Source organism: Pseudoalteromonas qingdaonensis (genome assembly GCF_038739665.1).
GTDB lineage: Bacteria > Pseudomonadota > Gammaproteobacteria > Enterobacterales > Alteromonadaceae > Pseudoalteromonas > Pseudoalteromonas qingdaonensis.
Window position 1 is genome coordinate 1 of record NZ_JBCGCU010000017.1, and the last position, 26,277, is coordinate 26,277.

Annotated in this window: 22 protein-coding genes and 1 tRNA gene; 7 read left to right on the top strand and 16 right to left on the bottom strand. The window is 49.0% G+C overall.

Going from position 1 to position 26,277, the window contains the following annotated elements; genetic code table 11:
* The 15 genes from tuf to deoC form a co-directional block, all read right to left on the bottom strand.
* Positions 1 to 1,169: elongation factor Tu (gene tuf, locus WCN91_RS13090; RefSeq protein ID WP_342678405.1), on the bottom strand; the 1,169-nt coding region annotated here is incomplete at its 3' end.
* Between the two features lie 57 nt (positions 1,170 to 1,226).
* Positions 1,227 to 3,344 (bottom strand): elongation factor G, encoded by a 2,118-nt coding sequence (fusA, locus tag WCN91_RS13095; RefSeq protein WP_342679753.1) that lies wholly within the window; start codon positions 3,342 to 3,344, stop codon positions 1,227 to 1,229.
* Between the two features lie 27 nt (positions 3,345 to 3,371).
* On the bottom strand, positions 3,372 to 3,842 hold the full coding sequence (rpsG, locus tag WCN91_RS13100; RefSeq protein WP_105199929.1) for a 30S ribosomal protein S7: 471 nt from the start codon (positions 3,840 to 3,842) through the stop codon (positions 3,372 to 3,374).
* A 97-nt stretch (positions 3,843 to 3,939) separates the two neighbouring features.
* Positions 3,940 to 4,314 (bottom strand): 30S ribosomal protein S12, encoded by a 375-nt coding sequence (gene rpsL, locus WCN91_RS13105; RefSeq protein ID WP_010387308.1) that lies wholly within the window; start codon positions 4,312 to 4,314, stop codon positions 3,940 to 3,942.
* 187 nt (positions 4,315 to 4,501) lie between these two features.
* Positions 4,502 to 8,680, bottom strand: coding sequence for a DNA-directed RNA polymerase subunit beta' (rpoC, locus tag WCN91_RS13110; RefSeq protein ID WP_342679756.1), 4,179 nt, complete (start codon positions 8,678 to 8,680; stop codon positions 4,502 to 4,504).
* Between the two features lie 92 nt (positions 8,681 to 8,772).
* Positions 8,773 to 12,798, bottom strand: a complete 4,026-nt coding sequence (rpoB, locus tag WCN91_RS13115; protein WP_342679758.1) for a DNA-directed RNA polymerase subunit beta — start codon at positions 12,796 to 12,798, stop codon at positions 8,773 to 8,775.
* Between the two features lie 270 nt (positions 12,799 to 13,068).
* Entirely contained in the window at positions 13,069 to 13,431 is a 363-nt protein-coding gene (gene rplL, locus WCN91_RS13120) for a 50S ribosomal protein L7/L12 (RefSeq protein ID WP_105189354.1), read from the bottom strand.
* An 81-nt stretch (positions 13,432 to 13,512) separates the two neighbouring features.
* Positions 13,513 to 14,007: a 50S ribosomal protein L10 gene (gene rplJ, locus WCN91_RS13125; RefSeq protein ID WP_342679762.1), complete on the bottom strand. Its 495-nt coding sequence runs from the start codon at positions 14,005 to 14,007 to the stop codon at positions 13,513 to 13,515.
* A gap of 288 nt (positions 14,008 to 14,295) precedes the next feature.
* Positions 14,296 to 14,997, bottom strand: a complete 702-nt coding sequence (gene rplA / locus WCN91_RS13130; RefSeq protein WP_342679764.1) for a 50S ribosomal protein L1 — start codon at positions 14,995 to 14,997, stop codon at positions 14,296 to 14,298.
* 4 nt (positions 14,998 to 15,001) lie between these two features.
* A complete protein-coding gene (gene rplK / locus WCN91_RS13135; RefSeq protein ID WP_105199934.1) occupies positions 15,002 to 15,430 on the bottom strand; it encodes a 50S ribosomal protein L11 in 429 nt (142 codons plus the stop codon).
* A gap of 194 nt (positions 15,431 to 15,624) precedes the next feature.
* A complete protein-coding gene (nusG, locus tag WCN91_RS13140) occupies positions 15,625 to 16,182 on the bottom strand; it encodes a transcription termination/antitermination protein NusG (protein WP_342679767.1) in 558 nt (185 codons plus the stop codon).
* Between the two features lie 4 nt (positions 16,183 to 16,186).
* Positions 16,187 to 16,564 (bottom strand): preprotein translocase subunit SecE, encoded by a 378-nt coding sequence (gene secE, locus WCN91_RS13145; RefSeq protein WP_342679769.1) that lies wholly within the window; start codon positions 16,562 to 16,564, stop codon positions 16,187 to 16,189.
* Between the two features lie 125 nt (positions 16,565 to 16,689).
* A tRNA-Trp gene (locus WCN91_RS13150) sits at positions 16,690 to 16,766 on the bottom strand.
* Between the two features lie 132 nt (positions 16,767 to 16,898).
* Positions 16,899 to 17,435 carry a hypothetical protein gene (locus WCN91_RS13155; protein ID WP_342679771.1) on the bottom strand — a complete coding sequence of 179 codons (537 nt, stop codon included), beginning with the start codon at positions 17,433 to 17,435 and terminating at the stop codon, positions 16,899 to 16,901.
* Entirely contained in the window at positions 17,432 to 18,163 is a 732-nt protein-coding gene (gene deoC, locus WCN91_RS13160) for a deoxyribose-phosphate aldolase (RefSeq protein ID WP_342679773.1), read from the bottom strand. Before deoC ends, WCN91_RS13155 begins: the two co-directional genes overlap by 4 nt.
* 261 nt (positions 18,164 to 18,424) lie before the next feature.
* Here deoC and cysG point away from each other — a divergent pair, with 261 nt between their 5' ends.
* The 6 genes from cysG to cysQ are packed head-to-tail and all read left to right on the top strand — an operon-like array spanning position 18,425 to position 25,319.
* Positions 18,425 to 19,846: a siroheme synthase CysG gene (cysG, locus tag WCN91_RS13165; RefSeq protein ID WP_342679775.1), complete on the top strand. Its 1,422-nt coding sequence runs from the start codon at positions 18,425 to 18,427 to the stop codon at positions 19,844 to 19,846.
* A gap of 44 nt (positions 19,847 to 19,890) precedes the next feature.
* On the top strand, positions 19,891 to 20,790 hold the full coding sequence (cysD, locus tag WCN91_RS13170; protein WP_342679777.1) for a sulfate adenylyltransferase subunit CysD: 900 nt from the start codon (positions 19,891 to 19,893) through the stop codon (positions 20,788 to 20,790).
* Positions 20,790 to 22,211: a sulfate adenylyltransferase subunit CysN gene (cysN, locus tag WCN91_RS13175; RefSeq protein ID WP_342679779.1), complete on the top strand. Its 1,422-nt coding sequence runs from the start codon at positions 20,790 to 20,792 to the stop codon at positions 22,209 to 22,211. The genes cysD and cysN overlap by 1 nt, the downstream gene beginning before the upstream one ends.
* Positions 22,212 to 23,933: an SLC13 family permease gene (locus WCN91_RS13180; RefSeq protein ID WP_342679781.1), complete on the top strand. Its 1,722-nt coding sequence runs from the start codon at positions 22,212 to 22,214 to the stop codon at positions 23,931 to 23,933.
* 15 nt (positions 23,934 to 23,948) lie between these two features.
* The gene (cysC, locus tag WCN91_RS13185) at positions 23,949 to 24,545 is read left to right on the top strand and encodes an adenylyl-sulfate kinase (RefSeq protein ID WP_342679783.1); all 597 of its coding nucleotides are present in this window, start codon (positions 23,949 to 23,951) and stop codon (positions 24,543 to 24,545) included.
* A 3-nt stretch (positions 24,546 to 24,548) separates the two neighbouring features.
* Entirely contained in the window at positions 24,549 to 25,319 is a 771-nt protein-coding gene (gene cysQ, locus WCN91_RS13190) for a 3'(2'),5'-bisphosphate nucleotidase CysQ (protein ID WP_342679785.1), read from the top strand.
* A 60-nt stretch (positions 25,320 to 25,379) separates the two neighbouring features.
* Here the strand turns inward: cysQ and WCN91_RS13195 are convergent, their stop codons facing one another.
* Complete coding sequence (locus WCN91_RS13195) at positions 25,380 to 25,691, bottom strand: hypothetical protein (RefSeq protein ID WP_342679787.1); 312 nt, start codon at positions 25,689 to 25,691, stop codon at positions 25,380 to 25,382.
* A 180-nt stretch (positions 25,692 to 25,871) separates the two neighbouring features.
* Here WCN91_RS13195 and WCN91_RS13200 point away from each other — a divergent pair, with 180 nt between their 5' ends.
* Positions 25,872 to 26,264 (top strand): RNA-binding S4 domain-containing protein, encoded by a 393-nt coding sequence (locus WCN91_RS13200; protein ID WP_342679789.1) that lies wholly within the window; start codon positions 25,872 to 25,874, stop codon positions 26,262 to 26,264.
* Positions 26,265 to 26,277 lie beyond the last annotated feature (13 nt).

Genomic DNA, 26,277 nt, shown 5'->3' on the forward strand with positions numbered 1-26,277 from the left:
GCTACAACACCAGCACCTACTGTACGACCACCTTCACGGATCGCGAAACGTAGACCTTCGTCCATCGCGATTGGGCAGATTAGTTCAACAGTCATCTTGATGTTGTCGCCAGGCATTACCATTTCTACGCCGTCTGGTAGTTGGATGTCACCAGTTACGTCAGTTGTACGGAAGTAGAACTGTGGACGGTAGCCTTTGAAGAATGGCGTGTGACGGCCACCTTCGTCTTTAGAAAGTACGTATACTTCTGATTCGAACTTAGTGTGCGGCTTGATTGTACCAGGAGCTGCTAGTACTTGACCACGCTCAACTTCGTCACGCTTAGTACCACGTAGAAGGGCACCGATGTTCTCACCTGCACGACCTTCGTCTAGAAGCTTACGGAACATTTCAACACCTGTACAAGTTGTCTTCGTAGTTTCTTTGATACCTACGATTTCAACTTCGTCGTTCACGTTGATGATACCAGCTTCAACACGACCAGTTACAACTGTACCACGACCCTGGATTGAGAATACGTCTTCGATAGGCATGATGAATGGCTTATCGATGTCACGCTCTGGCTCTGGGATGTAAGTATCTAGGGCTTCTGCAAGCTCGATGATCTTGTCTTCCCACTCTTTCTCGCCTTCAAGCGCTTTAAGAGCTGAACCTTGGATTAGTGGTAGGTCGTCACCTGGGAAATCGTACTCAGAAAGAAGTTCACGAACTTCCATTTCTACTAGCTCTAGTAGCTCTTCGTCGTCAACCATGTCACATTTGTTCATGAATACGATGATGTAAGGTACACCAACCTGACGAGAAAGTAGGATGTGCTCACGAGTCTGAGGCATAGGGCCGTCAGTCGCAGCTACTACTAGGATAGCGCCGTCCATTTGAGCAGCACCAGTGATCATGTTTTTAACGTAGTCAGCGTGTCCAGGACAGTCAACGTGCGCGTAGTGGCGAGTTGGAGTGTCGTACTCAACGTGTGAAGTTGAGATGGTGATACCACGCTCACGCTCTTCTGGAGCGTTATCGATTGATGCGAAGTCTTTTGCTGTACCACCGTATACTTTTGCAAGTACGTTAGTGATTGCTGCAGTTAGAGTTGTTTTACCGTGGTCAACGTGGCCGATTGTACCAACGTTTACGTGCGGTTTTACGCGTTCAAACTTTTCTTTTGCCATTTTAAAAATTCCTATAAAGAAATTAAAGTCCGACCCGGAGATCGGACCGAACTAAAATTACTTAACAGCGCGAGCTGCAATAATAGATTCTGCTACGTTTTTAGACGCTTCTGCGTACTTGAGGAATTCCATCGAGTACGAGGCACGACCTTGCGTGGCAGAACGTAAGTCAGTTGCATAACCGAACATTTCTGAAAGTGGAACCTCGGCGTTGATTTGTCTCAAACCGCCAGGCGCCTCATCCATGCCATCGATCATACCGCGGCGACGGTTTAGGTCGCCTACAACATCACCCATGTTTGCTTCTGGAGTGGTCACTTCAACCTTCATGATAGGCTCTAACAATACTGGGCTTGCTTCAAGCGCACCCTTTCGCATTGCCATTGCACCAGCGATCTTAAAGGCCATTTCGTTCGAGTCGACATCGTGGAATGAACCATCGAAAAGTGTCGCTTTCACGCCCAGTAGCGGATAACCAGCAAGTACACCTTGCTCCATCTGCTCTTGTAGACCTTTTTCTACCGCAGGAATGTATTCCTTCGGTACCGTACCACCAACGATTTCGTTAACGAATTCGAAGGTTGGTGCGTCATCATCACTGATATCAAGCGGTTCAAGTTTGACCCAAACGTGACCATACTGACCACGACCACCCGATTGACGTATAAACTTACCCTCAACCTCAACGGTTGAACGAATCGCTTCACGATAGGCAACCTGGGGCTTACCAACGTTACATTCAACATTGAATTCACGTTTCATACGATCGACTATGATATCCAGGTGAAGTTCACCCATGCCAGAGATAATAGTCTGGCCCGATTCTTCGTCGGTCTGTACGCGGAACGACGGGTCTTCTGCCACTAGTTTACCTAGCGCCACACCCATGCGATCCTGGTCTGCCTTGGTTTTTGGCTCTACCGCAACAGAGATTACCGGCTCTGGGAATTCCATACGCTCAAGCGTAATAGGAGCATTACCATCGCACAGGGTATCACCTGTTGTAACGTCTTTGAGACCAATCGCGGCGGCGATATCACCGGCACGAACTTCTTTGATCTCTTCGCGTGAGTTTGCGTGCATCTGAACGATACGACCGAAGCGCTCACGCTTTGATTTAACTGGGTTATAAACCGTATCACCCTGGCCTACTGAGCCTGAGTAAACACGGAAAAAGGTTAGCGAACCAACAAATGGGTCGGTGGCAATCTTAAACGCTAGGGCCGCGAATGGGGCACTGTCGTCTGCTGGGCGCGTTTCTTCGGTTACACCGTCTTCTAACACACCCTGGATTGCTTTGACTTCGGTTGGTGAAGGCATATATTCGACAACGGCATCAAGCATGGCTTGAACACCCTTGTTTTTGAATGCACTACCGCAGCTCATTAGCACGATGTCGTTCGCTAAGGTGCGGGCGCGCAGGCCTTCTTTGATCTCAGCTTCGCTGAGCTCGCCTTCCTCTAAATATTTGTCCATTAGTTCTTCAGACGCTTCCGCTGCCGCTTCGATTAACTCAGAGCGGTATTCTTCGGCTTGGTCTTGAAGTTCTGCCGGGATCTCCTCATAGCTGAAGCTCATGCCCTGGTCCTCGTCGTTCCAGTTAATGACTTTCATCTTGATAAGATCGATAACACCTTTAAATTCGTCTTCAGCACCGATAGGCAGCTGAATGGGAACAGGAGTAGCACCCAGGCGGGTTTTCACCTGGTCTACAACCGACAAAAAGTCTGCGCCAATACGGTCCATCTTGTTTACGAAGATCAAACGAGGAACTTCGTATTTGTTGGCCTGGCGCCAAACTGTTTCTGTCTGTGGCTGTACACCTGATGAGGCACAAAGTACGACCACGGCACCATCTAGAATACGCAGTGAACGCTCAACTTCGATAGTGAAGTCTACGTGTCCAGGAGTATCTATGATGTTGATGCGGTGATCGTCAAATTGCGCGTCCATCCCCTTCCAGAAACAAGTAGTCGCAGCAGACGTGATAGTGATACCACGCTCCTGCTCTTGCTCCATCCAGTCCATAGTTGCGGCACCATCATGTACCTCACCGATTTTGTGAGATAGGCCCGTGTAGAAAAGTACACGTTCCGTAGTGGTGGTTTTCCCCGCATCTACGTGAGCACAAATACCTATATTACGGTAGCGCTCAATTGGAGTTGTACGTGCCATATTATCCTCTTAAAGGTTAAGGACAGATTACCAACGGTAATGAGCGAATGCTTTGTTCGCTTCAGCCATACGGTGAACGTCTTCACGTTTCTTAACCGCAGTGCCTTTGTTTTCAGCAGCGTCAACGATCTCTTGAGCCAAACGAAGGCCCATAGATTTTTCGCCACGCTTACGTGCAGCGTCAACTAACCAACGCATACCTAGTGCGTTGCGACGAACTGGACGTACTTCAACTGGTACTTGGTACGTTGAACCACCAACACGGCGAGATTTAACCTCTACCTGTGGGCGAACGTTTTCAAGTGCAGCTTCAAAGATTTCTAGGTGCGACTTGCCTGATTTCTCAGCAGCCACGTCTAGCGCACCATATACGATTTTTTCAGCAGTAGATTTTTTGCCGTCAAGCATTACTACGTTGACGAACTTTGCAAGTAATTCTGATCCGAACTTAGGATCTGGAAGAATTTTACGTTGACCTATAACGCGTCTTCTTGGCATTTTGAATCTCCGGTATCTTCAGGTCTGTCTTTTGAACAGATTCCCAAAACAATATTAATTAAAAATTTAAGTGCTTGGCCTTACTAACGGAGAACCATTAGCCCTTAGGGCGTTTTGCACCGTACTTAGAACGACCTTGTTTACGGTCATTTACGCCTGCACAGTCAAGTGCACCGCGAACAGTGTGGAAACGTACACCTGGTAAGTCTTTAACACGACCACCACGGATTAGGATTACACTGTGCTCTTGAAGGTTGTGACCTTCACCACCGATGTATGATGTTACTTCGAAACCGTTCGTTAGACGAACACGGGCTACTTTACGTAGAGCCGAGTTAGGTTTCTTAGGAGTAGTAGTATATACACGAGTACATACACCACGCTTTTGTGGACATGCCTTTAGCGCGGCTGAGTTACTTTTGGTAACCTTGCTGCGACGTGGCTTGCGCACTAGCTGGTTAATAGTTGCCATTAAATAGCTCCTGAAAAATTAAAATTACTACTGAAATTAAAAATTCCGCCCAATTTTATCCGCAACAGTCACTGTAGCGAGTAAAAGGGTGGCGGAATTTTAATGAGCAAAGTTTAGCCTGTCAACCAAAACAATGCCCAGAGCAGTATTCTACCACTCCAGGCATGACTTAATTATGAAATTAAGCTTATTCTTGGTCGCCAGACAGATCTGCGTTTAGGGCATCAGTTAGCGCTTGAGTTGCCTCTTCAGCACTTACTGTTGGCTCTAGCAGGTCCTCTGCATTTTGCTTGCGACGATTAGCGCGATCTTGGTGATACGCAAAGCCGGTACCGGCCGGGATCAAACGACCCACGATTACGTTCTCTTTCAGACCACGAAGTTCATCGCTCTTACCATTTACAGCTGCTTCAGTTAGGACACGAGTTGTCTCCTGGAACGAGGCTGCAGAAATGAATGATTCTGTTGCAAGTGATGCTTTAGTAATACCCATCAGCTGAATTTCGAATTTCGCTGGGATCTTACCTTGTTCTTCAAGTTCACGGTTAGCAATGTTTACACGTGCTACTTCAACCTGCTCACCTGCTAGGAATTCACTGTCGCCACCATCAAGGATGATACATTTACGTAGCATCTGACGGATAACTGTTTCGATGTGCTTATCGTTAATCTTTACACCTTGCAGACGGTAAACGTCTTGCACTTCGTTAACGATGTAGTTAGCAACATCGGTTACACCACGTAGACGAAGGATGTCATGCGGAGACTCAGGACCATCGGCGATAACTTCACCTTTAGATACTGTCTCACCTTCGAACACGTTAAGCTGGCGCCACTTAGGGATCATTTCTTCGTACGGATCACCCTCTTCTGGCGTGATCACAAGACGTTTCTTACCCTTGGTCTCTTTACCCATGCTCACCATACCTGAGATTTCAGCAAGGATTGCTGGATCTTTCGGCTTACGAGCTTCGAATAAGTCCGCTACGCGCGGTAGACCACCGGTGATGTCACGAGTCTTCGAACCTTCTTGAGGAATACGCGCTAGTACGTCACCTGGTTTAGATGTCGCGCCATCGCTCACTTCAATTGTTGTGAATGATGGAAGACGAATTTCCTGCAGGCCACGCTCTTCATTTTCAATGATTAGCTTAGGCTCTTTCGCATTAACTTTCGCTAGGTCTTTAACAACAACACGTGTTAGACCTGTAAGATCGTCTGTTTGCGTTTCTGTGTTCGAATCGTCGATATCGCTGAACGACACTTTTGACTCGTGCTCGATGATAATTGGGTGACTGTGCGGGTCCCACATAGCAACTATGTCGTTACCTTTCACTTCAGCGCCGTCTTGTACAGTTAGTACTGCACCGTAAGGTACTTTATAACGCTCTTTCTCACGACCATGCTCATCGATGATGGTGATTTCAGTTGAACGTGAAGTGATTACAATCTTGCCTTCAGTGTTCAATACGAATTTCGCATTGTGTAGCTTAAGGCGACCGTTGTTCTTAACTTGTACGCTGTTCTCTGCTGACGCTCGAGATGCCGCACCACCGATGTGGAACGTACGCATCGTAAGCTGTGTACCCGGCTCACCGATTGACTGTGCCGCGATAACACCAACCGCTTCACCAGCATTGATGATGTGGCCACGGGCAAGGTCACGACCGTAACAGTTAGAACATACGCCGAAGTCGTTGGCACAAGTGATAACAGAACGTACACGTACTTCGTCCACTGAGTGCTCTTCTAGAAGGTCACACAGTTTTTCGTCAAGCATGATGTTACGCTCAACAAGTACAGTATCAGTACCTGGGATTAGTACGTCTTCTGCTACTACACGACCTAGTACACGCTCGCGTAGCGGCTCAACTACGTCACCACCTTCGATTAGCGGCTTCATGGTTAGACCATCTTCGGTACCACAGTCTACTTCGTTGATTACCAAGTCTTGCGCTACGTCTACTAGACGACGCGTTAGGTAACCCGAGTTCGCTGTCTTCAATGCGGTATCGGCAAGACCTTTACGCGCACCGTGGGTCGAGATGAAGTACTGAAGTACGTTCAGACCTTCACGGAAGTTAGCCGTGATTGGTGTTTCGATGATTGAACCATCCGGACGTGCCATTAGACCACGCATACCCGCCAACTGACGGATCTGAGCAGCACTACCACGAGCGCCCGAGTCGGCCATCATAAACACTGAGTTGAATGAGTCTTGCTCTTCCTCAACGCCTTCGGCATTGATTACAGTGTCTTTTGACAGGTTAGCCATCATTTCGCGTGAAAGGTTTTCGTTCACACGTGACCAGATATCGATAACCTTGTTGTACTTTTCACCGGCGGTTACAAGACCTGATTGGAACTGCTGGTTAATTTCAGCAACTTCTTCCTCGGCTGCTTCGATGATCTCAGCTTTAACCGGTGGAATTTCCATGTCATTGATACCGATAGACACACCCGACTTCATCGCGTAGTGGAAACCGGTGTACATAACCTGGTCAGCAAAGATAACGGTATCTTTAAGACCTAGTAGACGGTAACACTCGTTCAACATGCCTGAGATTTGCTTCTTACCAAGTGGGCGGTTAACCAACTCGAACGGTAAGCCTTGTGGCATGATCAATGAGAAGATTGCACGGCCAACTGTGGTTTCAACGACGCCAGTTACTTCGCTTGAAGTACCGTCTTCGGCAATCACAGTTTGCGTCATACGTACTTTTACGCGTGCGTGTAGTTCAGCTACGCCAGTACGGTATGCTTTTTCAGCTTCTTTCGCATCTTTCAATACCAGGCCTTCACCTTTGGCATTGATGCGGTCACGGGTCATGTAGTAAAGACCCAATACAACGTCCTGTGAAGGTACGATGATTGGCTCACCGTTCGCAGGCGAAAGAATGTTGTTGGTTGACATCATCAACGCACGCGCTTCTAACTGCGCTTCCAGCGTCAATGGTACGTGAACCGCCATTTGGTCACCGTCGAAGTCGGCGTTATACGCCGCACACACTAGCGGGTGCAGGTGAATCGCTTTACCTTCGATTAGTACCGGCTCAAATGCCTGGATACCCAAACGGTGAAGTGTAGGTGCACGGTTAAGTAGCACTGGGTGTTCACGAATTACTTCGTCTAGTACGTCCCAAACCTCAGGTACTTCACGCTCAACCATCTTCTTCGCAGCCTTAATGGTTGTCGCCATACCGCGGCGCTCTAGTTTGCCGTAGATAAATGGCTTGAATAGCTCAAGTGCCATCTTCTTAGGCAGACCACACTGGTGTAGTTTCAGTGTCGGACCAACTGTGATTACAGAACGGCCTGAGTAGTCAACACGCTTACCTAGAAGGTTTTGACGGAAACGACCTTGCTTACCCTTGATCATGTCTGCAAGCGACTTAAGAGGACGCTTGTTAGAACCTGTGATCGCACGACCACGACGACCATTATCAAGTAGCGCATCTACCGCTTCTTGAAGCATACGCTTTTCGTTGCGTACGATGATGTCTGGTGCCGCTAGGTCAAGAAGACGCTTCAAACGGTTGTTACGGTTGATCACACGACGGTATAGGTCGTTCAGATCAGAAGTCGCAAAACGACCGCCGTCTAGTGGTACTAGAGGACGTAGATCTGGTGGTAGAACCGGAAGAACAGTCATGATCATCCACTCTGGGTTGTTACCAGACTGGTGGAATGATTCCATCAACTTCAAGCGCTTAGTGATTTTCTTACGCTTGGTTTCAGAGTTGATAGTAGGTAGCTCTTCACGCATTTCTGCGATCAGCTGACCTAGGTCTAGTTCTTTAAGAAGATCAAGTACGGCTTCCGCACCCATCTTGGCTTCGAACTCGTCACCGTGCTCTTCAAGAGCATCCAGGTACTCTTCTTCGCCTAGTAGCTGGCCACGCTCAAGCGTAGTCATGCCAGGCTCAGTCACAACGAATGATTCGAAGTACAATACGCGCTCGATGTCACGTAGCGTCATATCAAGCATTAAGCCGATACGAGACGGTAGTGATTTCAAGAACCAGATGTGGGCTACTGGGCTTGCAAGCTCGATATGACCCATGCGGTCACGACGTACTTTAGTCAGCGTTACTTCAACGCCACACTTTTCACAGATAACACCACGGTGTTTTAAGCGCTTGTATTTACCACACAAACACTCATAGTCTTTCACTGGGCCGAAGATACGGGCACAGAATAAGCCGTCACGCTCAGGCTTGAAAGTACGGTAGTTAATGGTCTCAGGTTTCTTTACTTCACCGAATGACCATGAACGCACCATGTCTGGCGAAGCAAGACCAATGCGAATTGCGTCGAATTCTTCGGTCTTATTTTGTTGCTTCAGAAACTTAAGTAAGTCTTTCACCTTAGCTCTCCTGTCGGAGGTTAATCTCGAGGGCGGCATGCCGCCCATTCATTCTTTTTGCAGGTAGTGGGCGCACTATGCGCCCAACCGGCTTATTCTTCTTCAAGCTCGATATTGATACCGAGTGAACGGATTTCTTTCAACAATACGTTGAATGATTCCGGCATACCTGGCTCCATCTTGTGGTTGCCATCAACGATGTTCTTATACATCTTGGTACGACCGTTCACGTCATCCGACTTCACCGTCAACATCTCTTGTAGCGTGTAGGCTGCGCCGTACGCTTCAAGTGCCCATACTTCCATCTCACCGAAACGCTGACCACCGAACTGAGCTTTACCGCCCAGAGGCTGCTGCGTTACTAGGCTGTATGAACCAGTAGAACGAGCGTGCATCTTGTCATCAACAAGGTGGTTCAGTTTCAGCATGTACATGTAACCTACGGTTACTTGACGCTCAAACTGGTCACCGGTACGACCGTCATACAGGGTTACCTGACCGCTTGATGGATAACCACCTAGCTCCAATAGCTCTTTGATTTCGCTTTCTTTAGCGCCATCGAAGGCTGGAGTTGCGATTGGTAGACCGCCTTTCAGGTGCTCGGCTAGACGACGTACTTCGTCATCTGAGAAGGTGTCGATGTCTACTTTCTGACGACATTCACCTAGCTCGTACGCTTTCTTGATGAATTCGCGTAGCTCGTGCAGTTCACGTTGCTCTTTGAGCATCTCTTCGATGCGCTCACCGATACCACGTGCCGCTAGGCCCATGTGCGTCTCAAGGATCTGACCGATGTTCATACGTGATGGTACACCCAGTGGGTTTAGTACGATATCTACGGTACGGCCCTTGTCATCGTAAGGCATGTCTTCTACTGGTACGATAGTCGAGATAACACCCTTGTTACCGTGACGACCCGCCATCTTATCACCTGGCTGGATGCGACGTTTAACCGCTAGGTAAACCTTCACAATCTTCAATACGCCCGGCTGTAAGTCATCACCTTGAGTGATCTTACGACGCTTGGTTTCAAATCTCTTTTCGTACTCGGCTTTAAGCTCTTCGTACTGAGCAGCAAGTTGCTCTAGCTCTGCTTGCTTGTCTTCTTCGGCCAGGCTTTGCGTTAGGATCTTATCCGCAGCAAGACCAGCTAGCTTAGCAGCATCTACACCTGAATCGGTAAGTAGCTTGCGAGCACGGCTCAATACACCTTCTTCAAGGATCTTGAACTCTTCGTTGAAGTCTTTCTTGGCTTCACGCAGCTGCATCTCTTCGATTTCAAGGGCACGCTTGTCTTTTTCTACACCGTCACGGGTGAAGACCTGTACGTCGATAACAGTACCAGATACAGAGTTAGGTACACGTAGCGAGCTGTCTTTAACGTCAGACGCTTTCTCACCAAAGATGGCGCGTAGTAGCTTCTCTTCTGGAGTAAGCTGGGTTTCGCCTTTCGGAGTTACTTTACCTACTAGGATGTCACCGCCTTTCACTTCCGCACCGATGTAAACAACGCCAGACTCATCCAGCTTGCCTAGTGCAGATTCACCCACGTTCGGGATATCGGCTGTGATTTCTTCCGGCCCAAGCTTGGTATCACGAGCAATACACTGCAGCTCTTGAATGTGGATAGTCGTTAGACGATCTTCTTTTACAACGTTCTCTGAAAGTAGGATTGAATCCTCGAAGTTGTAACCATTCCAAGGCATGAATGCCACGCGTAAGTTTTGACCAAGTGCCAGGTCACCTAGGTCTGTTGAAGGACCGTCGGCTAGTACGTCACCACGTACAACTGGCTCACCAACCATACAAGTTGGCTTTTGGTTAATACAGGTGTTCTGGTTAGAACGGGTGTACTTAGTCAGGTTGTAGATGTCGATACCGGCTTCACCAGGTACGCGCTCATCTTCGTTTACGTTGATAACGATACGGCTCGCATCAGCGTAATCAACCACACCACCACGCTTAGCAACGATGGTTACACCTGAGTCTTTGGCAAGTGTAAGCTCGATACCTGTACCTACTAGCGGCTTATCGGCGCGTAGTGTAGGAACAGCCTGACGTTGCATGTTCGATCCCATCAATGCACGGTTGGCGTCATCGTGCTCTAGGAATGGGATAAGGGCAGCAGCTACTGAGATAACCTGTTGTGGCGATACGTCCATATATTGGATGTCTTCGCGCGGCATCAAGGTTGATTCACCTTTGTGACGACAAGTAACCAGTTCTTCAATAAATTCATTGTTATCGTTCAAGTCAACGTTTGCCTGAGCAATTACGAATTGACCTTCTTCGATAGCAGATAGGTAATCGACATCGTCAGTTACCACACCATCTACCACTTTACGGTAAGGTGTTTCCAGGAAACCGAAGTCATTGGTACGTGCGTACGTAGACAATGAGTTGATTAGACCGATGTTTGGACCTTCAGGCGTTTCGATTGGACATACGCGACCGTAGTGCGTTACGTGTACGTCACGTACTTCGAAGCCTGCACGCTCACGCGTTAGACCGCCCGGACCTAATGCAGAAATACGACGCTTGTGCGTTACTTCTGATAGCGGGTTGTTCTGGTCCATAAACTGTGAAAGCTGTGATGAACCAAAGAATTCTTTAACCGCAGCCGAGATAGGCTTAGCGTTGATCAGGTCTTGTGGCATGATGGCATCAAGATCGCCAAGGCTTAGGCGCTCACGTACCGCACGCTCAACACGTACTAGACCAACACGGAATTGGTTTTCAGCCATTTCGCCCACAGAACGAATACGACGGTTACCAAGGTGGTCGATATCATCCACATCGCCTTTACCGTTACGGATGTCGATAAGTACCTTCATTACCGAAACGATATCTTCTTTAGAAAGCGTACCTGGACCTTCATCTGAGTCGTAACCAACACGGCTGTTGAACTTCATACGACCTACGGTTGATAGATCATAGCGCTCATCAGAGAAGAATAGGTTGTCGAATAGTGTTTCGGCCGCTTCTTTTGTTGGTGGCTCACCAGGGCGCATCATGCGGTAAATTTCCACAAGTGCTTCTAGGCGGTTGTTCGTTGAGTCGATACGTACCGTATCTGACATGTAAGCACCGCTGTCTACATCATTGATGTACAGAGTTGCGATCTTGGTGTGACCGGCTTTAACAAGCTCAGCCATCAGCTCTAGCGATAGCTCGTCGTTGGCGTTAGCGATTACTTCGCCAGTTGACTCATCGACGTAGTTTTTAGCAATAACACGGCCAATAATATACTCGTGTGGTACTTCTAGCTGGTCAATGCCTTTTTTCTCGATGGTTTTGATATGGCGCGCAGTTACACGGCGGCCTTGCTCAACCAATACTTCACCGTCATCGCCCTTGATATCAAAAGCGGCGGTTTCACCACGCAGACGTGAAGGCACAAGTTCCATAAGAACTTTACCGTCAGTCACTTCAAAGGTCGTGGTTTCGAAGAAGATGTTTAGGATTTCTTCAGTTGAGAAATCAAGGGCACGCAGAATGATCGACGCAGGAAGTTTACGACGACGGTCAATACGTACATACAGGTTATCTTTAGCATCGAATTCGAAGTCGAGCCAAGAACCACGGTAAGGGATAACGCGGGCGTTATAAAGAACCTTGCCCGACGAGTGGGTTTTACCACGGTCGTTATCAAAGAATACACCAGGTGAACGGTGTAGCTGAGAAACAATAACACGCTCAGTACCATTGATAACAAAGGTACCTGTGTCGGTCATGAGCGGAATCTCGCCCATGTAAACTTCTTGCTCTTTGATGTCTTTAACGGTGCCAGGTGCTTCTTTGTCCATAAGCACTAGACGAAGTTTCACGCGAAGTGGAGCAGAATATGTCACGCCGCGAATTTGACATTCTTTAACGTCGAATACTGGCTCACCAATACGATAACTTACGTATTGAAGCTCAGAATTGCCCGAGTAGCTTTTAATCGGGAAAACGGAACGGAAAGCTGCTTCCAAACCGAAATCACCGTCAGCGTCCGGCGTTAAGAATTTTTTAAACGATTCTAACTGCATTTGCAGTAAGAAAGGCACATCCAACACCTGTGGACGTTTACCAAAATCCTTACGGATACGTTTCTTTTCAGAATAAGAGTAAGCCATGGGGTTCCTCAGCTTGCTGATCTTTGACCCTACCTGTTCTTGTAAGAACAGGACTTCATTGACGATATGCCAATTTCTACAACATTTGGAATTGCGTCCAAATGTCACTGCTATTACCAATGATTAACGTAACTAATTGATAATAATAGTGAAATTTGGTTAGAGAGAGCGCAACAGTGAGGTTTCTCTCTATAGCGCAAAAGGGCCGGTGATTAAATAATCACCAGCCCTTGCCTGATTTCTCAGGCAGCGAACCTAGCGTATGCTAGATTACTTGATCTCAACTTCAGCACCAGCTTCTTCAAGATCTTTCTTAAGTGCTTCAGCTTCTTCCTTAGATACACCTTCTTTGATAGGTGCAGGAGCTGATTCAACAAGAGCTTTCGCTTCTTTAAGGCCAAGACCTGTAGCGCCACGTACTGCTTTGATAGCAGCAACTTTGTTAGCGCCAGCGCCAGCTAGGATTACGTCGAACTCAGTCTTCTCTTCAGCAGCTTCAGCAGGACCAGCAGCAACAACAGCAGCAGCTGCAGTTACGCCGAATTTTTCTTCCATTGCTTCAACTAGTTCAACAACTTCCATTACTGACATTTCAGCAATAGCGTCAAGGATTTGGTCTTTAGTTACAGACATTGTAAATTTCCTAATATTCTCGAACCTTGCGGTTCATTAAATTCAATACACCGATAAAGAACAATAGCTTATAAATAAAAATTAAGCAGCTTGTTCTTGTTTCTGGTCGCGAACAGCAGCAAGAGTTTTTGCCAGCTTGCCCGCAGAAGCTTCTTTCATAGCGCTCATTAGACGTGCAACAGCTTCGTCGTATGTAGGTAGCTTAGCAAGCATATCTACATCAACTAGTGAACCGTCAAAAGCGGCCGTTTTAAGCTCAAACGCTTGATGCTTCTTGGCGAAATCTTTGAAGATACGCGCTGCAGCACCTGGGTGCTCAGAAGAGAAAGCGATTAGGCTTGGGCCTACTAGTGATTCGGTTAGACACTCGTATTCAGTACCTTCAACAGCACGGCGAGCTAGAGTGTTACGAACAACTTTCATCCATACACCCGCTGCACGAGCTTCTTTACGAAGGCCTGTGATAGCGTCTACTGTTACACCACGAGAATCTGCAACAACTGCAGATAGAGCACCTTTGGCAGCTTCGTTGACTTCAGCAACAATTGCTTTTTTGTCTTGAAGGTTTAAAGCCATGGGTGTTACTCCTGGTTGTGAGGAACTTACATCCCTCAGTTTTTCTCTACTTCACCAATCAATTGGTGAAGCTGCTTGTTACGGCGAGAGCCAGAAGATTAGGAAAATCTAGCTGGGATTCACACCGTCTACGTAGGAGATTAAGCAATGAAGCACTGCACCTACGGTCTTGGACGGAAGCCAATTAACTTGGCTTCAACCCGAATTTGTTGTTTTGTTGAGACGTTTTCTCAGCAAAAGGGCGCGAAATTATAGTATAAAAATCGCGCCGCGTAAACTCTTTAATTACTATACTTGAGTGCTTAGAGAGTTTTGGTCAACAGCAACACCTGCACCCATAGTCGTAGAGATGCTTACTTTCTTGATGAAAGTACCTTTCGCTTGAGAAGGCTTAGCTTTCTTAAGCGCTACGATTAGAGACTCAAGGTTCTGTTGTAGTTGCTCAGCTGTGAAATCCACTTTACCGATAGTAGTGTGGATGATGCCGTTCTTGTCGTTACGGTAACGAACCTGGCCAGCTTTAGCATTTTTAACTGCTTCTGCAACGTTAGGAGTTACAGTACCAGTTTTAGGGTTAGGCATAAGACCACGTGGACCTAGGATTTGACCTAGTTGACCAACAACGCGCATTGCATCTGGAGAAGCAACAACTACGTCGAAGTTCATCTCGCCTTTCTTAACTAGTTCAGCAAGATCTTCCATACCTACGATGTCAGCACCTGCTTCTTTCGCAGCTTCTGCATTTGCACCAGCGGTGAATACAGCTACGCGAACGTCACGGCCAGTACCGTGAGGAAGAACAGTTGCGCCACGTACGTTTTGGTCAGATTTACGTGCGTCGATACCAAGGTTAACAGCAACGTCAACACTTTCAACGAACTTAGCAGTCGCTAGCTCTTTAAGAAGCGCTACAGCTTCGTTGATTTCGTAATCTTTAGTTACATCCACTTTTTCGCGGATAGTACGCATACGTTTAGTTAGTTTTGCCATTATCTTAGTCCTCTACGTTCAAGCCCATTGCACGCGCAGAACCTGCGATAGTGCGTACCGCAGCGTCCATGTCGGCCGCTGTAAGGTCAGGTTTCTTCATCTCAACGATTTCTTCTAGTTGAGCACGAGTAACAGTACCTACTTTTTCAGTATTAGGACGGCCTGAACCAGACTTGATACCAGCAGCTTTCTTAAGAAGATAAGCAGCAGGTGGCGTCTTCATTTCAAACGTGAATGAACGGTCGCCGTAAACAGAGATGATTACAGGAACCGGAGCGCCTTTCTCTAGTGATTCTGTACGGGCGTTGAACGCTTTACAGAATTCCATGATGTTAACACCGTGTTGACCTAGAGCAGGACCTACTGGTGGACTAGGGTTAGCCATACCAGCAGCAACTTGTAGCTTGATTAAAGCTTCAACTTTTTTAGCCATGATTATACCTCGTTAGGTGGGTCTTAGCCTCGTGCGCGCGAGGACGCGTACTCAAGCGGCTTCCCAATTTAAAAATTTAGTGCACTTTTTGCTCATACTAAGTGCAGAACACCGAGCATGAATACAAAAAGGCCGCTGATTATAAGTCAATCAGCGGCCTTTTTCAATACGATTTTGTCGTTTAAGTAGACAAATTATTTATCTTGCTCTACCTGGCTGAACTCTAGCTCTACCGGCGTCGAACGACCGAAGATAAGTACAGATACTTTTACGCGGCTTTTCTCGTAATCCACTTCTTCAACAACACCGTTAAAGTCGGCAAACGGACCATCAATAACACGTACCACTTCACCTGGCTCAAACAAGGTAGCCGGCTTAGGTGCTTCAGCATTTTCTTGTAGACGGTTAAGAATACGATCTGCTTCTTTTTTGCTGATTGGCGCTGGACGGTCAGAAGTACCACCAATAAAGCCCATCACGCGAGGCGTGCTGTTCACTAAGTGCCAGCTGGCATCGTTCATGTCCATTTCAACCAGAACATAGCCTGGGAAGAACTTACGCTCTGACTTGCGCTTTTGACCGGCACGCATTTCCACTACTTCTTCAGTAGGTACTAGCACTTCACCAAAGCTGTCTTCCAGACCTTGGATTTGAATGTGCTCTTTGATGGTTTGCGCTACACGCTTCTCAAAACCTGAGAAAGCCTGGATCACATACCAGCGTAATTTCTTTTCTTTGTTCTCTTCCGTCATGGGACTAGATCTCCAACCCAGTTAAAAAGCCTACTACTCGGAATAAAATTCCGTCCAATCCCCAAAGGATTAGTGCCATGATAACTGTTGCAATCATTACGATGAAGGTAGTGTGTGTGGTTTCCTGACGCGTAGGCCAAACCACTTTACGTACTTCGATGCGTGCTTCTTTGGCGAAAGTGATAAAGTTACGACCCTTTTCTGTGGTCGCTGCTACCGCTAAAGAGATAGCCACTGCCGCAACAACACCGATAGCTCGAAGTAGCGCTGATTCTTCACCAAATACTGTGTTACCTACTACTGCTGCTACCAGTAACGCAATGGCGAATAGCCACTTTACCCAGTCCATCGAGCTTGACGGGTTTTCTACATTTGCACTCATAATTCCTGACACCTTAAATACAGACACAACAACCCCGTCACTCGACAGGGTAAATCTATCCAAATCTAACCTTAAAAAATTGCTTTTTAAACAGATTTTTAAACTTAGACTCGCTAGCTGAAAAGTGGCAGGGGCGGAGAGATTCGAACTCCCAACCGTCGGTTTTGGAGACCGCTGTTCTACCAATTGGAACTACGCCCCTGCAAAGTGGATGCCCATTATACTGACCAACCGCGCTAACACAAGAGTAAAAACTAGACGTAGATAAATTAATTACCGCGTTTACCCCTGTTCATGCCCACCAGCCTGTAAGTGCTTTGCGCCGACATCTCGCTTACGGCACCTTTTGCCGGGGTGGATTGGAGTTGCCACTATAGAGCAGCAAGGGTTGCTCTTTGCCATGCCAGTCGCTTAACAACCAGATTTGCTCAAACTGATGCGTCTTTGGCACCTGTAAAGTGCGTAAAAGGGCGATAAAGTCCTCTCTTTGCCATAGGGTGCTGGCATTGCGGATCAGCAGCCATACCCGCTTACTATCGTATTTTTTGCTGGCTTTGGCGCTTAGCAACCGACCCAAAGCAAAGGCCAGTTGCTCCGAGCTCGGGTTTAATGCCAATTGCGCCAGTTGGCGTTGAATATCCAGCCCCAACTCCCGCCCCAGCACCGCCATGGCCTCGTGTTCATTGGCATACAAGTGAGCAATTTCTATGTCCAGACGCTCTTCGTCCATATAACAACTAACGTCGGGCTTGGCTGGCTCATTATGCCAAATATGGCGCATCGGCGTATGATAGGTGCGCTCATAAGCACGTAAAAAAAGCCGCGCCGCTTGATGCTCTAATTGTAGCTTTTCAGTTTCACTGTCTGTCATAACGCTTGATACAAATCATCCAACAGCGCCGAAGCGCCAAAACGAAAATGAGCGGGAGTCAACCAGTGCTCACCCATTTCTTTATCGGCCAAGTCCAAATACTGCTGTGCCTGTGCCAGGGTTCTGACGCCGCCGGAAACCTTAAGCCCTACATCCTGGCCGCTTTGCTTTATTTGCTCCAGCATCACCTTCGCCGCCTCCAAGGTGGCATTGACCGCCACCTTGCCGGTGCTGGTTTTAACAAAATCGGCGCCACCGGCGATGGCAATGTCGGTCGCCTGTGCTACCTGAGGCAAACTGAGCTCGCCACTTTCGATAATCACCTTAAGCCTGGCTCGGCCCGCACAAAGCGCTTTTGAGCGGCGCACATAATCCAAGGGCGTTTGCTCATCCCCCGCTTGTAGAAGTTTATAGGGCAGCACCAAGTCTACCTCGTCAGCACCTAGAGCCAGTGCCAGCTCGGTTTGTTGCAGCACTTCATCTAAAGGCTGATCGCCGCCTGGGAAATTGGTCACGGTCGCCAAAGCAGGCGTCTGAGAAAAGTGCATCTGCATATAGGTGCGCACATAGGTTAACCACTGCGGATAAATGCAAATCGCCGCAGGTAAGGGCTTATCCGCCGACAATTGCTGCAAAAACACTTTTATATCTTGCTCCTCGTCCTGCTCATCCAAACGAGTAAAATCCAAACAGGCCAATGCCCGCTTAGCGTCATCTGCTGCACTCATTTCCACACTCTCCTTTTTCCGCTACACCTATACTAACATTCAAACGAAATTCTTAAATCCCCTTCCCCAGCTGTTTTATAAAACTCCGTTAACGCTTTATTTTTATTGGCTTAAGCCATTTCGAAAGTCTGCATATAACTTTTGGTTATATAAGCTTGGAACAAATTATTTTTTTAACCATTGGGGCTGGCATTATGCTTTGCAGCTCTAACGGATCTTAAGGTTCGCTATTTTTTAGTTGCTTGGAACAGGTGGTAACGCGTGCAATATTTTCCCATATTCACAAAATTAGATAATAAGCCGGTGCTGATAGTCGGCGGTGGCGAAGTGGCGCTGCGTAAGGCAACAGCCATGCTCAAGGCGAGCGCTAAACTGACGCTGATCGCGCCTGAATTTTGCACGCAACTAGAGAGCTTGGCACAAGCGCAAGAAATCACCCTAATTCGCGCCGAATTTAATGCCGAGCAGCTAAAGGGCTTTATGCTGGTGATCGCCGCGACCGACAGTGAAACTGTCAATGCCCAGGTGCAAACGGCCGCCGATGAACAGAACATTTTCGTTAATGTGGTGGACGACCAGCCCAAGTGCAGCTTTATTTTTCCATCGATTGTTGACCGCAGCCCGGTGACTATCGCTATTTCCAGTGCCGGCACTGCGCCTGTATTGGCAAGACGTCTGCGGGAAAAACTGGAAACCCTGATCCCACAGCATATTGGCCCATTGGCCAATCTGGTTGGCCGTTTTCGTTCTCAGGTAAAGCAGCGCTTTAGCCACTTTGCCGACCGCCGCCAGTTTTGGGAGCAGGTGTTTGACTCCAATGTGGTGAGTGAAGTGCAAAAAGGCAATGAAGAGCAGGCCTATACGCAACTGCAGCAAATGCTGAACGACACCCCGGCGCCCAAGGGAGAAGTGTATGTGATTGGCGCCGGCCCAGGCGACCCGGAATTACTGACGCTCAAAGCCTTACAGCTAATGCAGCAGGCCGATGTGGTGGTTTACGACTACCTGGTGTCCGACGAAATTATGGAGCTGGTACGCCGTGATGCCGACCTTATTTGTGTTGGCAAGCGTGCCGGTGATCACAGCGTGCCACAAGAGCGCACCAATGAAATCCTGGTGGAGCTGGCGCAGCAAGGCAAAAAAGTCTGCCGTATTAAAGGCGGCGACCCCTTTATTTATGGCCGCGGTGGCGAAGAAGCACAGGTACTGGCCGAGCATGGCGTCAGCTATCAAATCGTCCCCGGTATCACTGCGGCAGCTGGCTGTAGCGCTTACGCTGGCATTCCGCTGACCCACAGGGATCACGCGCAGAGCATTCAGTTTGTAACCGGCCACTGTAAAAAAGATGGTCAGGAGCTGGATTGGCAGTCGCTTGCCAAGCCTAACCAAACCCTGGCGATTTACATGGGGGTGATGAAATCTCCGGATATCAAGGCGCAACTTATTGACCATGGCCGCAGCCCGACAACACCGGTGGCCATAGTAGAAAACGGCACACGCAAAGAGCAGCGTGTGGTTACGGGCACCCTGGCACAGTTAGACGAGTTGGTGACTCAACATAATATTCAGTCACCAGCCTTACTCATAGTAGGTGAAGTCGCCTCATTACATCGGCAGTTGGCCTGGTTTGGCAATACCGCGCAAACCAGCAGCCTGGCGCAGCCTCTGACCGATGTGGCGTAACACCCTATGGCAAATTTATTAAGAGTTTAAGCAGGAACAAAGCTATGGCTTTAACACATCTTCAGCAGCTTGAAGCTGAAAGCATCAAAATTATCCGCGAAGTCGCGGCTGAATTTGAAAACCCGGTAATGCTTTACTCCATAGGTAAAGATTCCTCGGTGCTATTGCACTTGGCCCGTAAGGCTTTCTTCCCAGCGAAGATCCCCTTCCCCTTGCTGCATGTGGATACCGACTGGAAATTTCGCGAGATGATCGAGTTTCGTGATCGCATGGCCAAAGAATATGGCTTTGACCTGCTGGTTCATAAAAACCCCGAAGGTTTGGCTATCAATATCAGCCCCTTCGTACACGGTTCCAGCAAGCACACCGACATCATGAAGACTCAAGGTTTGAAGCAGGCGCTTAACCAATATGGTTTTGATGCCGCCTTTGGTGGTGCCCGCCGTGACGAGGAGAAATCCCGCGCTAAGGAACGCGTCTATTCGTTCCGCGATAAGCACCATAGATGGGATCCGAAAAACCAGCGTCCGGAGCTGTGGAATACCTATAACGGCGAAGTGAACCAAGGCGAAAGCATACGTGTGTTCCCGCTGTCGAACTGGACCGAGTTAGATATCTGGCAATACATCTACCAGGAAAACATCGAAATCGTGCCGCTCTATCTGGCCCAGCAGCGTCCTGTGGTTGAGCGTAACGGCACCCTGATCATGGTCGATGATGAGCGTATGCCACTGAATGAAGGCGAGCAGCCGCAGCTGAAGTCGGTACGTTTCCGTACCCTGGGTTGCTACCCGCTTACCGGCGCGGTGGAATCCGAAGCCAATACCCTGACCGGCATTATCGAAGAAATGCTGCTGTCGACATCATCGGAGCGTGAGGGCCGCGTAATCGACCACGATTCCGCCGGTTCCATGGAGAAGAAAAAACGTGAGGGCTATTTCTAATGTCAGCAACTGCCAATGAAGTAAAAGAGTTAGGCATAGAAGCCTATTTAACGCGCCAACAAGACAAAAGCCTGTTGCGCCTGTTGACCTGCGGCAGCGTTGACGACGGTAAATCGACGCTGATCGGCCGTCTGTTGCACGACAGCCACCAGATCTATGAAGATCAACTGGCGGCGCTGCATAAAGACAATGAAAAGGTCGGTAACGCCGGCGAAGAGCTGGACTTGGCCCTGCTGGTTGATGGCCTGCAGGCAGAGCGCGAGCAAGGCATTACCATAGACGTGGCCTATCGCTATTTCTCCACCGCCAAGCGCAAATTTATTATTGCCGACACCCCGGGACACGAACAGTACACCCGCAACATGGTGACCGGCGCGTCAACCAGTGATCTGGCGATTATTCTGGTTGATGCCCGCTACGGTGTGCAAGTGCAAACCAAGCGTCACAGCTTTATCTGTGACTCACTTGGTATCGAGCAGTTTGTGGTCGCCATCAACAAGATGGATATCGTCGGCTTTGATAAAGCCGTGTACGAGAAGATCAAGGCGGATTACCTTAAGTTTGCCGAGCAGCTGAATGTCAGCGATATCAAGTTTGTGCCCATGTCGGCCCTTAAAGGCGACAACGTGGTGACTCGCTCAGAGCACACACCGTATTACACGGATAAGCCCTTACTTGAGTTGCTGGAAAATTCTCCGGCGGCGGCCACCAACAATGGCTTTGAAGCCCGTCTGCCGGTACAGTATGTGGTACGCCCTAACCTAGATTTCCGTGGTTTCCAGGGCACTATCACCTCGGGCGAGTTTAAGGTGGGCGATGCGGTAAAGGTACTGCCTTCGGGTAAAACCTCCAGCATCAAGGAACTAGTGACTTTCGACGGCAAGCTGGAGAGCGCCGAAGCTGGTCAGGCGATCACCATGACCTTGAACGACGAGATAGATATCAGTCGCGGCGATGTGATAGTGCCGAGCGCTTCCACTTCGGTGGCGACCAACCAGTTGCAAGCCAAACTGGTATGGATGCACGAAGAGCCTTTGGTTGTTGGCAAAACCTATAACCTTAAGCTGGGTGCCAAGAAAACTGCGGCGGTGATCTCACGCATAGATCACACCATAGACGTAAACACCTTGGCCCACGGCGAGGCGGACAAGCTGCAGCTTAACGAGATTGCCATAGTGACTGTGGAATTGACCGAGCCCGTGCTAGCGGATGTGTATCGCAATAACCGCGAAACCGGTGCCTTTATCCTGATCGACCGCCTATCTAACCTGACCGTAGGTGCGGGCATGGTTGAGCAGGTATTAGCAGCTACACAAGAGCAACAAGCAAGCCAGTTTAGCGACTTTGAAGTTGAGCTAAATGTCTTGGTGCGCAAGCACTTCCCGCATTGGCAAGCACTCGACATCAGTAAGTTGCGTTAAATGATAGATGCCGTTTTTTATGTGCTGATAATAGCCGCCTTATTTGCCGCCCTGGTAATGACCCATGTGCGTCCGGCGACCCTGTTTTTCAGCGCATTACTCGGCTGCTATGCCCTGGGGTATGTGGACACCCCAACCCTGCTGGGCAACTTTACCAACACCGGGCTGGTGAGCCTGGTGTTGTTGATGCTGGTCTCCATCGCCCTGGAGCGCACCTCCTTGTTGCAGATTTTGGCCAAGCGCATCGTGAGCCCCTCCTTGAAATTAAGCATTATCAAGGTGAGCACATTGACGGCAGCGGCATCGGCGTTTTTAAACAATACCGCCGTGGTCGCCTCTTTAGTCGGGCCACTGACCCGCAATAAGCACCACGCTCCTTCTAAGTTGTTGATCCCACTCTCGTATGCGGCCATTTTGGGCGGCACGACCACGCTCGTTGGTACTTCCACCAATCTCATAGTCAATAGTTTTACCCAACAATATGATGGCCTGAGCCTGGCCATGTTTAGCTTTTTACCCATAGGTCTGGCCGTGACCCTGGTAGGCATCTTGCTATTGATCCTCTGCCATAAACTGCTGCCCGACTATCCCAGGGTTGAAGGTGAACACAAGAAATACCTGCTCGAAGCCAAGGTTAATCCAGACTCACCCTTGGTAGGTAAAAGCATAGAAAAAAATGGTCTGCGCGATCTGAACGACCTCTTCTTGGTGGAGATCGTTCGCGAAAAACGTTTGATTAGCCCGGTGCGTCCTGAAAACAAGGTACGCGCCGGCGATAAACTGATTTTTACCGGCCATGTGCAAAGCGTCACCGCCTTGCAGCGCATTCCCGGGCTGACCCTGTTTGCCGACAGCAATGGCTTGTTGAGCTCAAACCTGCAAGAGGTGATAGTCACCCACATCTCAACCCTGGTAGGTAAGACACTAAAGGACGTAGGTTTTCGCGCCAAGTTCGATGCCGCCGTGGTCGCCATTCACCGCAATGGCGAGCGCCTGTCCGGCAAGCTCGGTGAGGTCACCATACGTCCAGGTGATCGACTTATGCTGGCGGTGGGCCACGACTTTCATAATCGCAACAACCTGGACAAGAATTTTTACTTTGTCAGCGAGCACAGCGTCGCCAAGGCTTATAATCGTACTAGCGAGTTCGCCCTGCTTGGTGGCTTTGCCGTAGTTATTGCTCTGGCCGCCACCGCGCTTGTGCCCCTGGTACAGGGCCTTTTGGTATTTGTCGCCCTGCTGCTGGCCACCAAGGTGCTCGACGGCCAGGAATTAAAACGCCGCTTTCCCTTTGAGCTGGTGATCATCATCGCCTCGGCTCTGGGTCTGGCCAATGCCTTTAGCGGCTCGGGTGCCGAACTGGCCTTGCAGCAATTACTGGGAGAGCACCAGGGACTAACCCCCTTTATGGCCTTGGTATTGGTATATGTGCTAACCGTACTGCTGACCGAGCTGATCACCAATAATGCCGCTGCGGCGCTGATGTTTCCGCTCGCCTATGGCCTGGCCAGCTCCTTAGAGGTAAGCCTGATGCCCTTCGCCATGACGGTAGCCTATGGCGCCAGCGCCGCCTTTATCAGCCCTTATAGCTACCAAACCAATATGATAGTGATGAACGCCGGCCAGTACCGCTTTGCCGACTTTGCCCGCCTAGGTGTGATAATGTCTTTGGCCTATGCCACCGTGGTACTGTCACTGATAAATTATGTATTTGAGTTTTAAGATCGAGACCTGAGAATGGATGAAAACATAGTGTGGCACCAACACGGTGTCGATAAACAAAAAAGACAACAGCAGAATGGCCATAAAAGCTGCATTTTGTGGTTTACCGGCTTTTCCGGCTCAGGCAAAAGCACTATAGCCGGCGCCTTGGAAGCCAAGCTGTTTGAGCTCGGCCAGCACACCTATTTGCTTGATGGCGATAATGTCCGCCACGGCCTCTGTGGCGATCTTGGCTTTAGCGACGCCGATCGCAAAGAAAATATTCGCCGCGTCGGTGAAACCGCTAAGCTTATGGTCGATGCCGGATTAATTGTACTCACCGCGTTTATTTCCCCCTTTCAGGAAGAAAGAGATATGGTACGTAATCTGGTGGGTGAAGCCGAGTTTATCGAGGTGTATTTAGAGACACCTTTGGCCACCTGCGAACAGCGCGACCCTAAGGGCTTGTATAAGAAAGCGCGGGCAGGTGAAATAGCTCATTTTACCGGTATTGACTCTGACTATGAGGTGCCGTGTAACCCTGAGCTCACCCTTGATACTTCAACACAGGATATAGACGGCTGCGTGGCGCAACTTATCGCCTATTTACGCGGCAAAAACATAATAGGATAGCCAATGACTTCTCCAGAACTGCTCGAACAGATAGTGCAACTGGCGCAAGACGCCGGACAAGCGGCCATGCGCATCTACAACAAGGACTTTAACGTCGAGTATAAGGACGATAAAAGTCCGGTCACAGATGCCGATTTAGCCGCGCACAGGGTAATTCTGAGCGGGCTGGAGAAAATCACGCCTAAACTGCCGGTACTGAGTGAAGAGAGCGCCGCCATTAGCTGGCAAGAGCGCCAACAATGGCAATGTTACTGGCTGGTTGATCCCATTGACGGCACCAAGGAATTTATCAAGAAAAACGGCGAATTCACCATTAATATCGCCCTCATTGAAAACGGCGTGCCGGTACTGGGCGTAGTCGATGCCCCGGCACTCGGGGTCACCTATCTGGCCACCCAGGATATAGGCGCCTTTAAGCAGGTCGGCGAAGCGCGCATCGAGCTGAAGGTGACTAAGAAGGAAAATAAGGGCGTGATCCGCGTGGTCGGCAGTCGCTCACACTCGTCTGAGCAACTGGCCAACTACCTAAAGCAGTTTGACGAAGTGGATATGGTGCCCAAGGGCAGCTCGCTGAAGCTGTGCTTGGTAGCCGAAGGCGCCGCCGATATTTACCCGCGTTTAGGGCCGACCAGCGAGTGGGATACAGGTGCTGGCCACGCGGTTGCGACCATCGCTGGTGCCACTGTGACCACTGTTGACGGAGCGCCTCTTAAATATAATCAAAAAGAAAGCTATCTCAATCCTTTCTTTATTGTCAGCGCGCTGCAATCCTAAGCGGTTGAGCAAAAATTAAAAAAGCAGCCTAGGCTGCTTTTTTAATTCTCGGGGTGTCCTTTACAGGGTTAGTTCAAGGCCAAGACCTTGGGCCCAGGCCTGTACACTGCTCTTATCATAAGTAATTTCTTTAAACAGCTTATGCTGGCAAAACTCCAAAAAGGGTTCGCCGCTGCGACCCTGGTAGAGAATACGGCTATGGTTATCGTTAAAGCGCGATAGCAGTGCAAAGTATCGCTCACTATCTTGCTCGCCATGCGCACCTAAAAGCTTAATAGCCTCGGTAATGGCTGTGCGCACCTGCTCGGCACTGCAATGATGTGCATATTTATGGCCTAAAAATTCCTCAAAAACCGCTTGTCTTGCACCCATCTTATTCTCCTATACAGCTTGGCTGGCCGCTCGTCCCGACCAGGCCCCTATTGTAGGCTTTTGTATGACAAATTTATGAATTGGACTGCCGGCAGCGACAAAAGTTTTGTCTTTTTGCGATGTTTGCCGCCAAGCTTGGGGTATAATGGCCGCTAACTAGGCAACAAGCGCCCGAACAGCATGCACGACGATATTATTGAAGTTGAACTTGAAGAAGAACCCATAGAGCTTTGTAAGCTACTTAAGGTGCTCGATCTCGCCGAGGGCGGTGGTCATGCCAAGTTATTGATCGCCGACGGTTATGTAGGCGTTAACGGCGAATTGTGTACGCAAAAGCGCAAAAAAATCTATACCGGTGATACGGTGCATTTCGACGGCGACACCTTTTTAATGAGCGCTGCACAAAACATGGTACAGCGCGAGCAGCATAAAGCCCCGGCGCCAAAAGCTCCCAAAGCAAAACAAGCGGCACCGGCGAAGCAAGCAGCGAAACCCGCTGCAGCCGAAAAGGCCAAGAAGAAAACCTCTAACCGCGACGAAAATACCGGCCGTAAACCCATTTCATTCGGTTAATCCATTCCCCGCC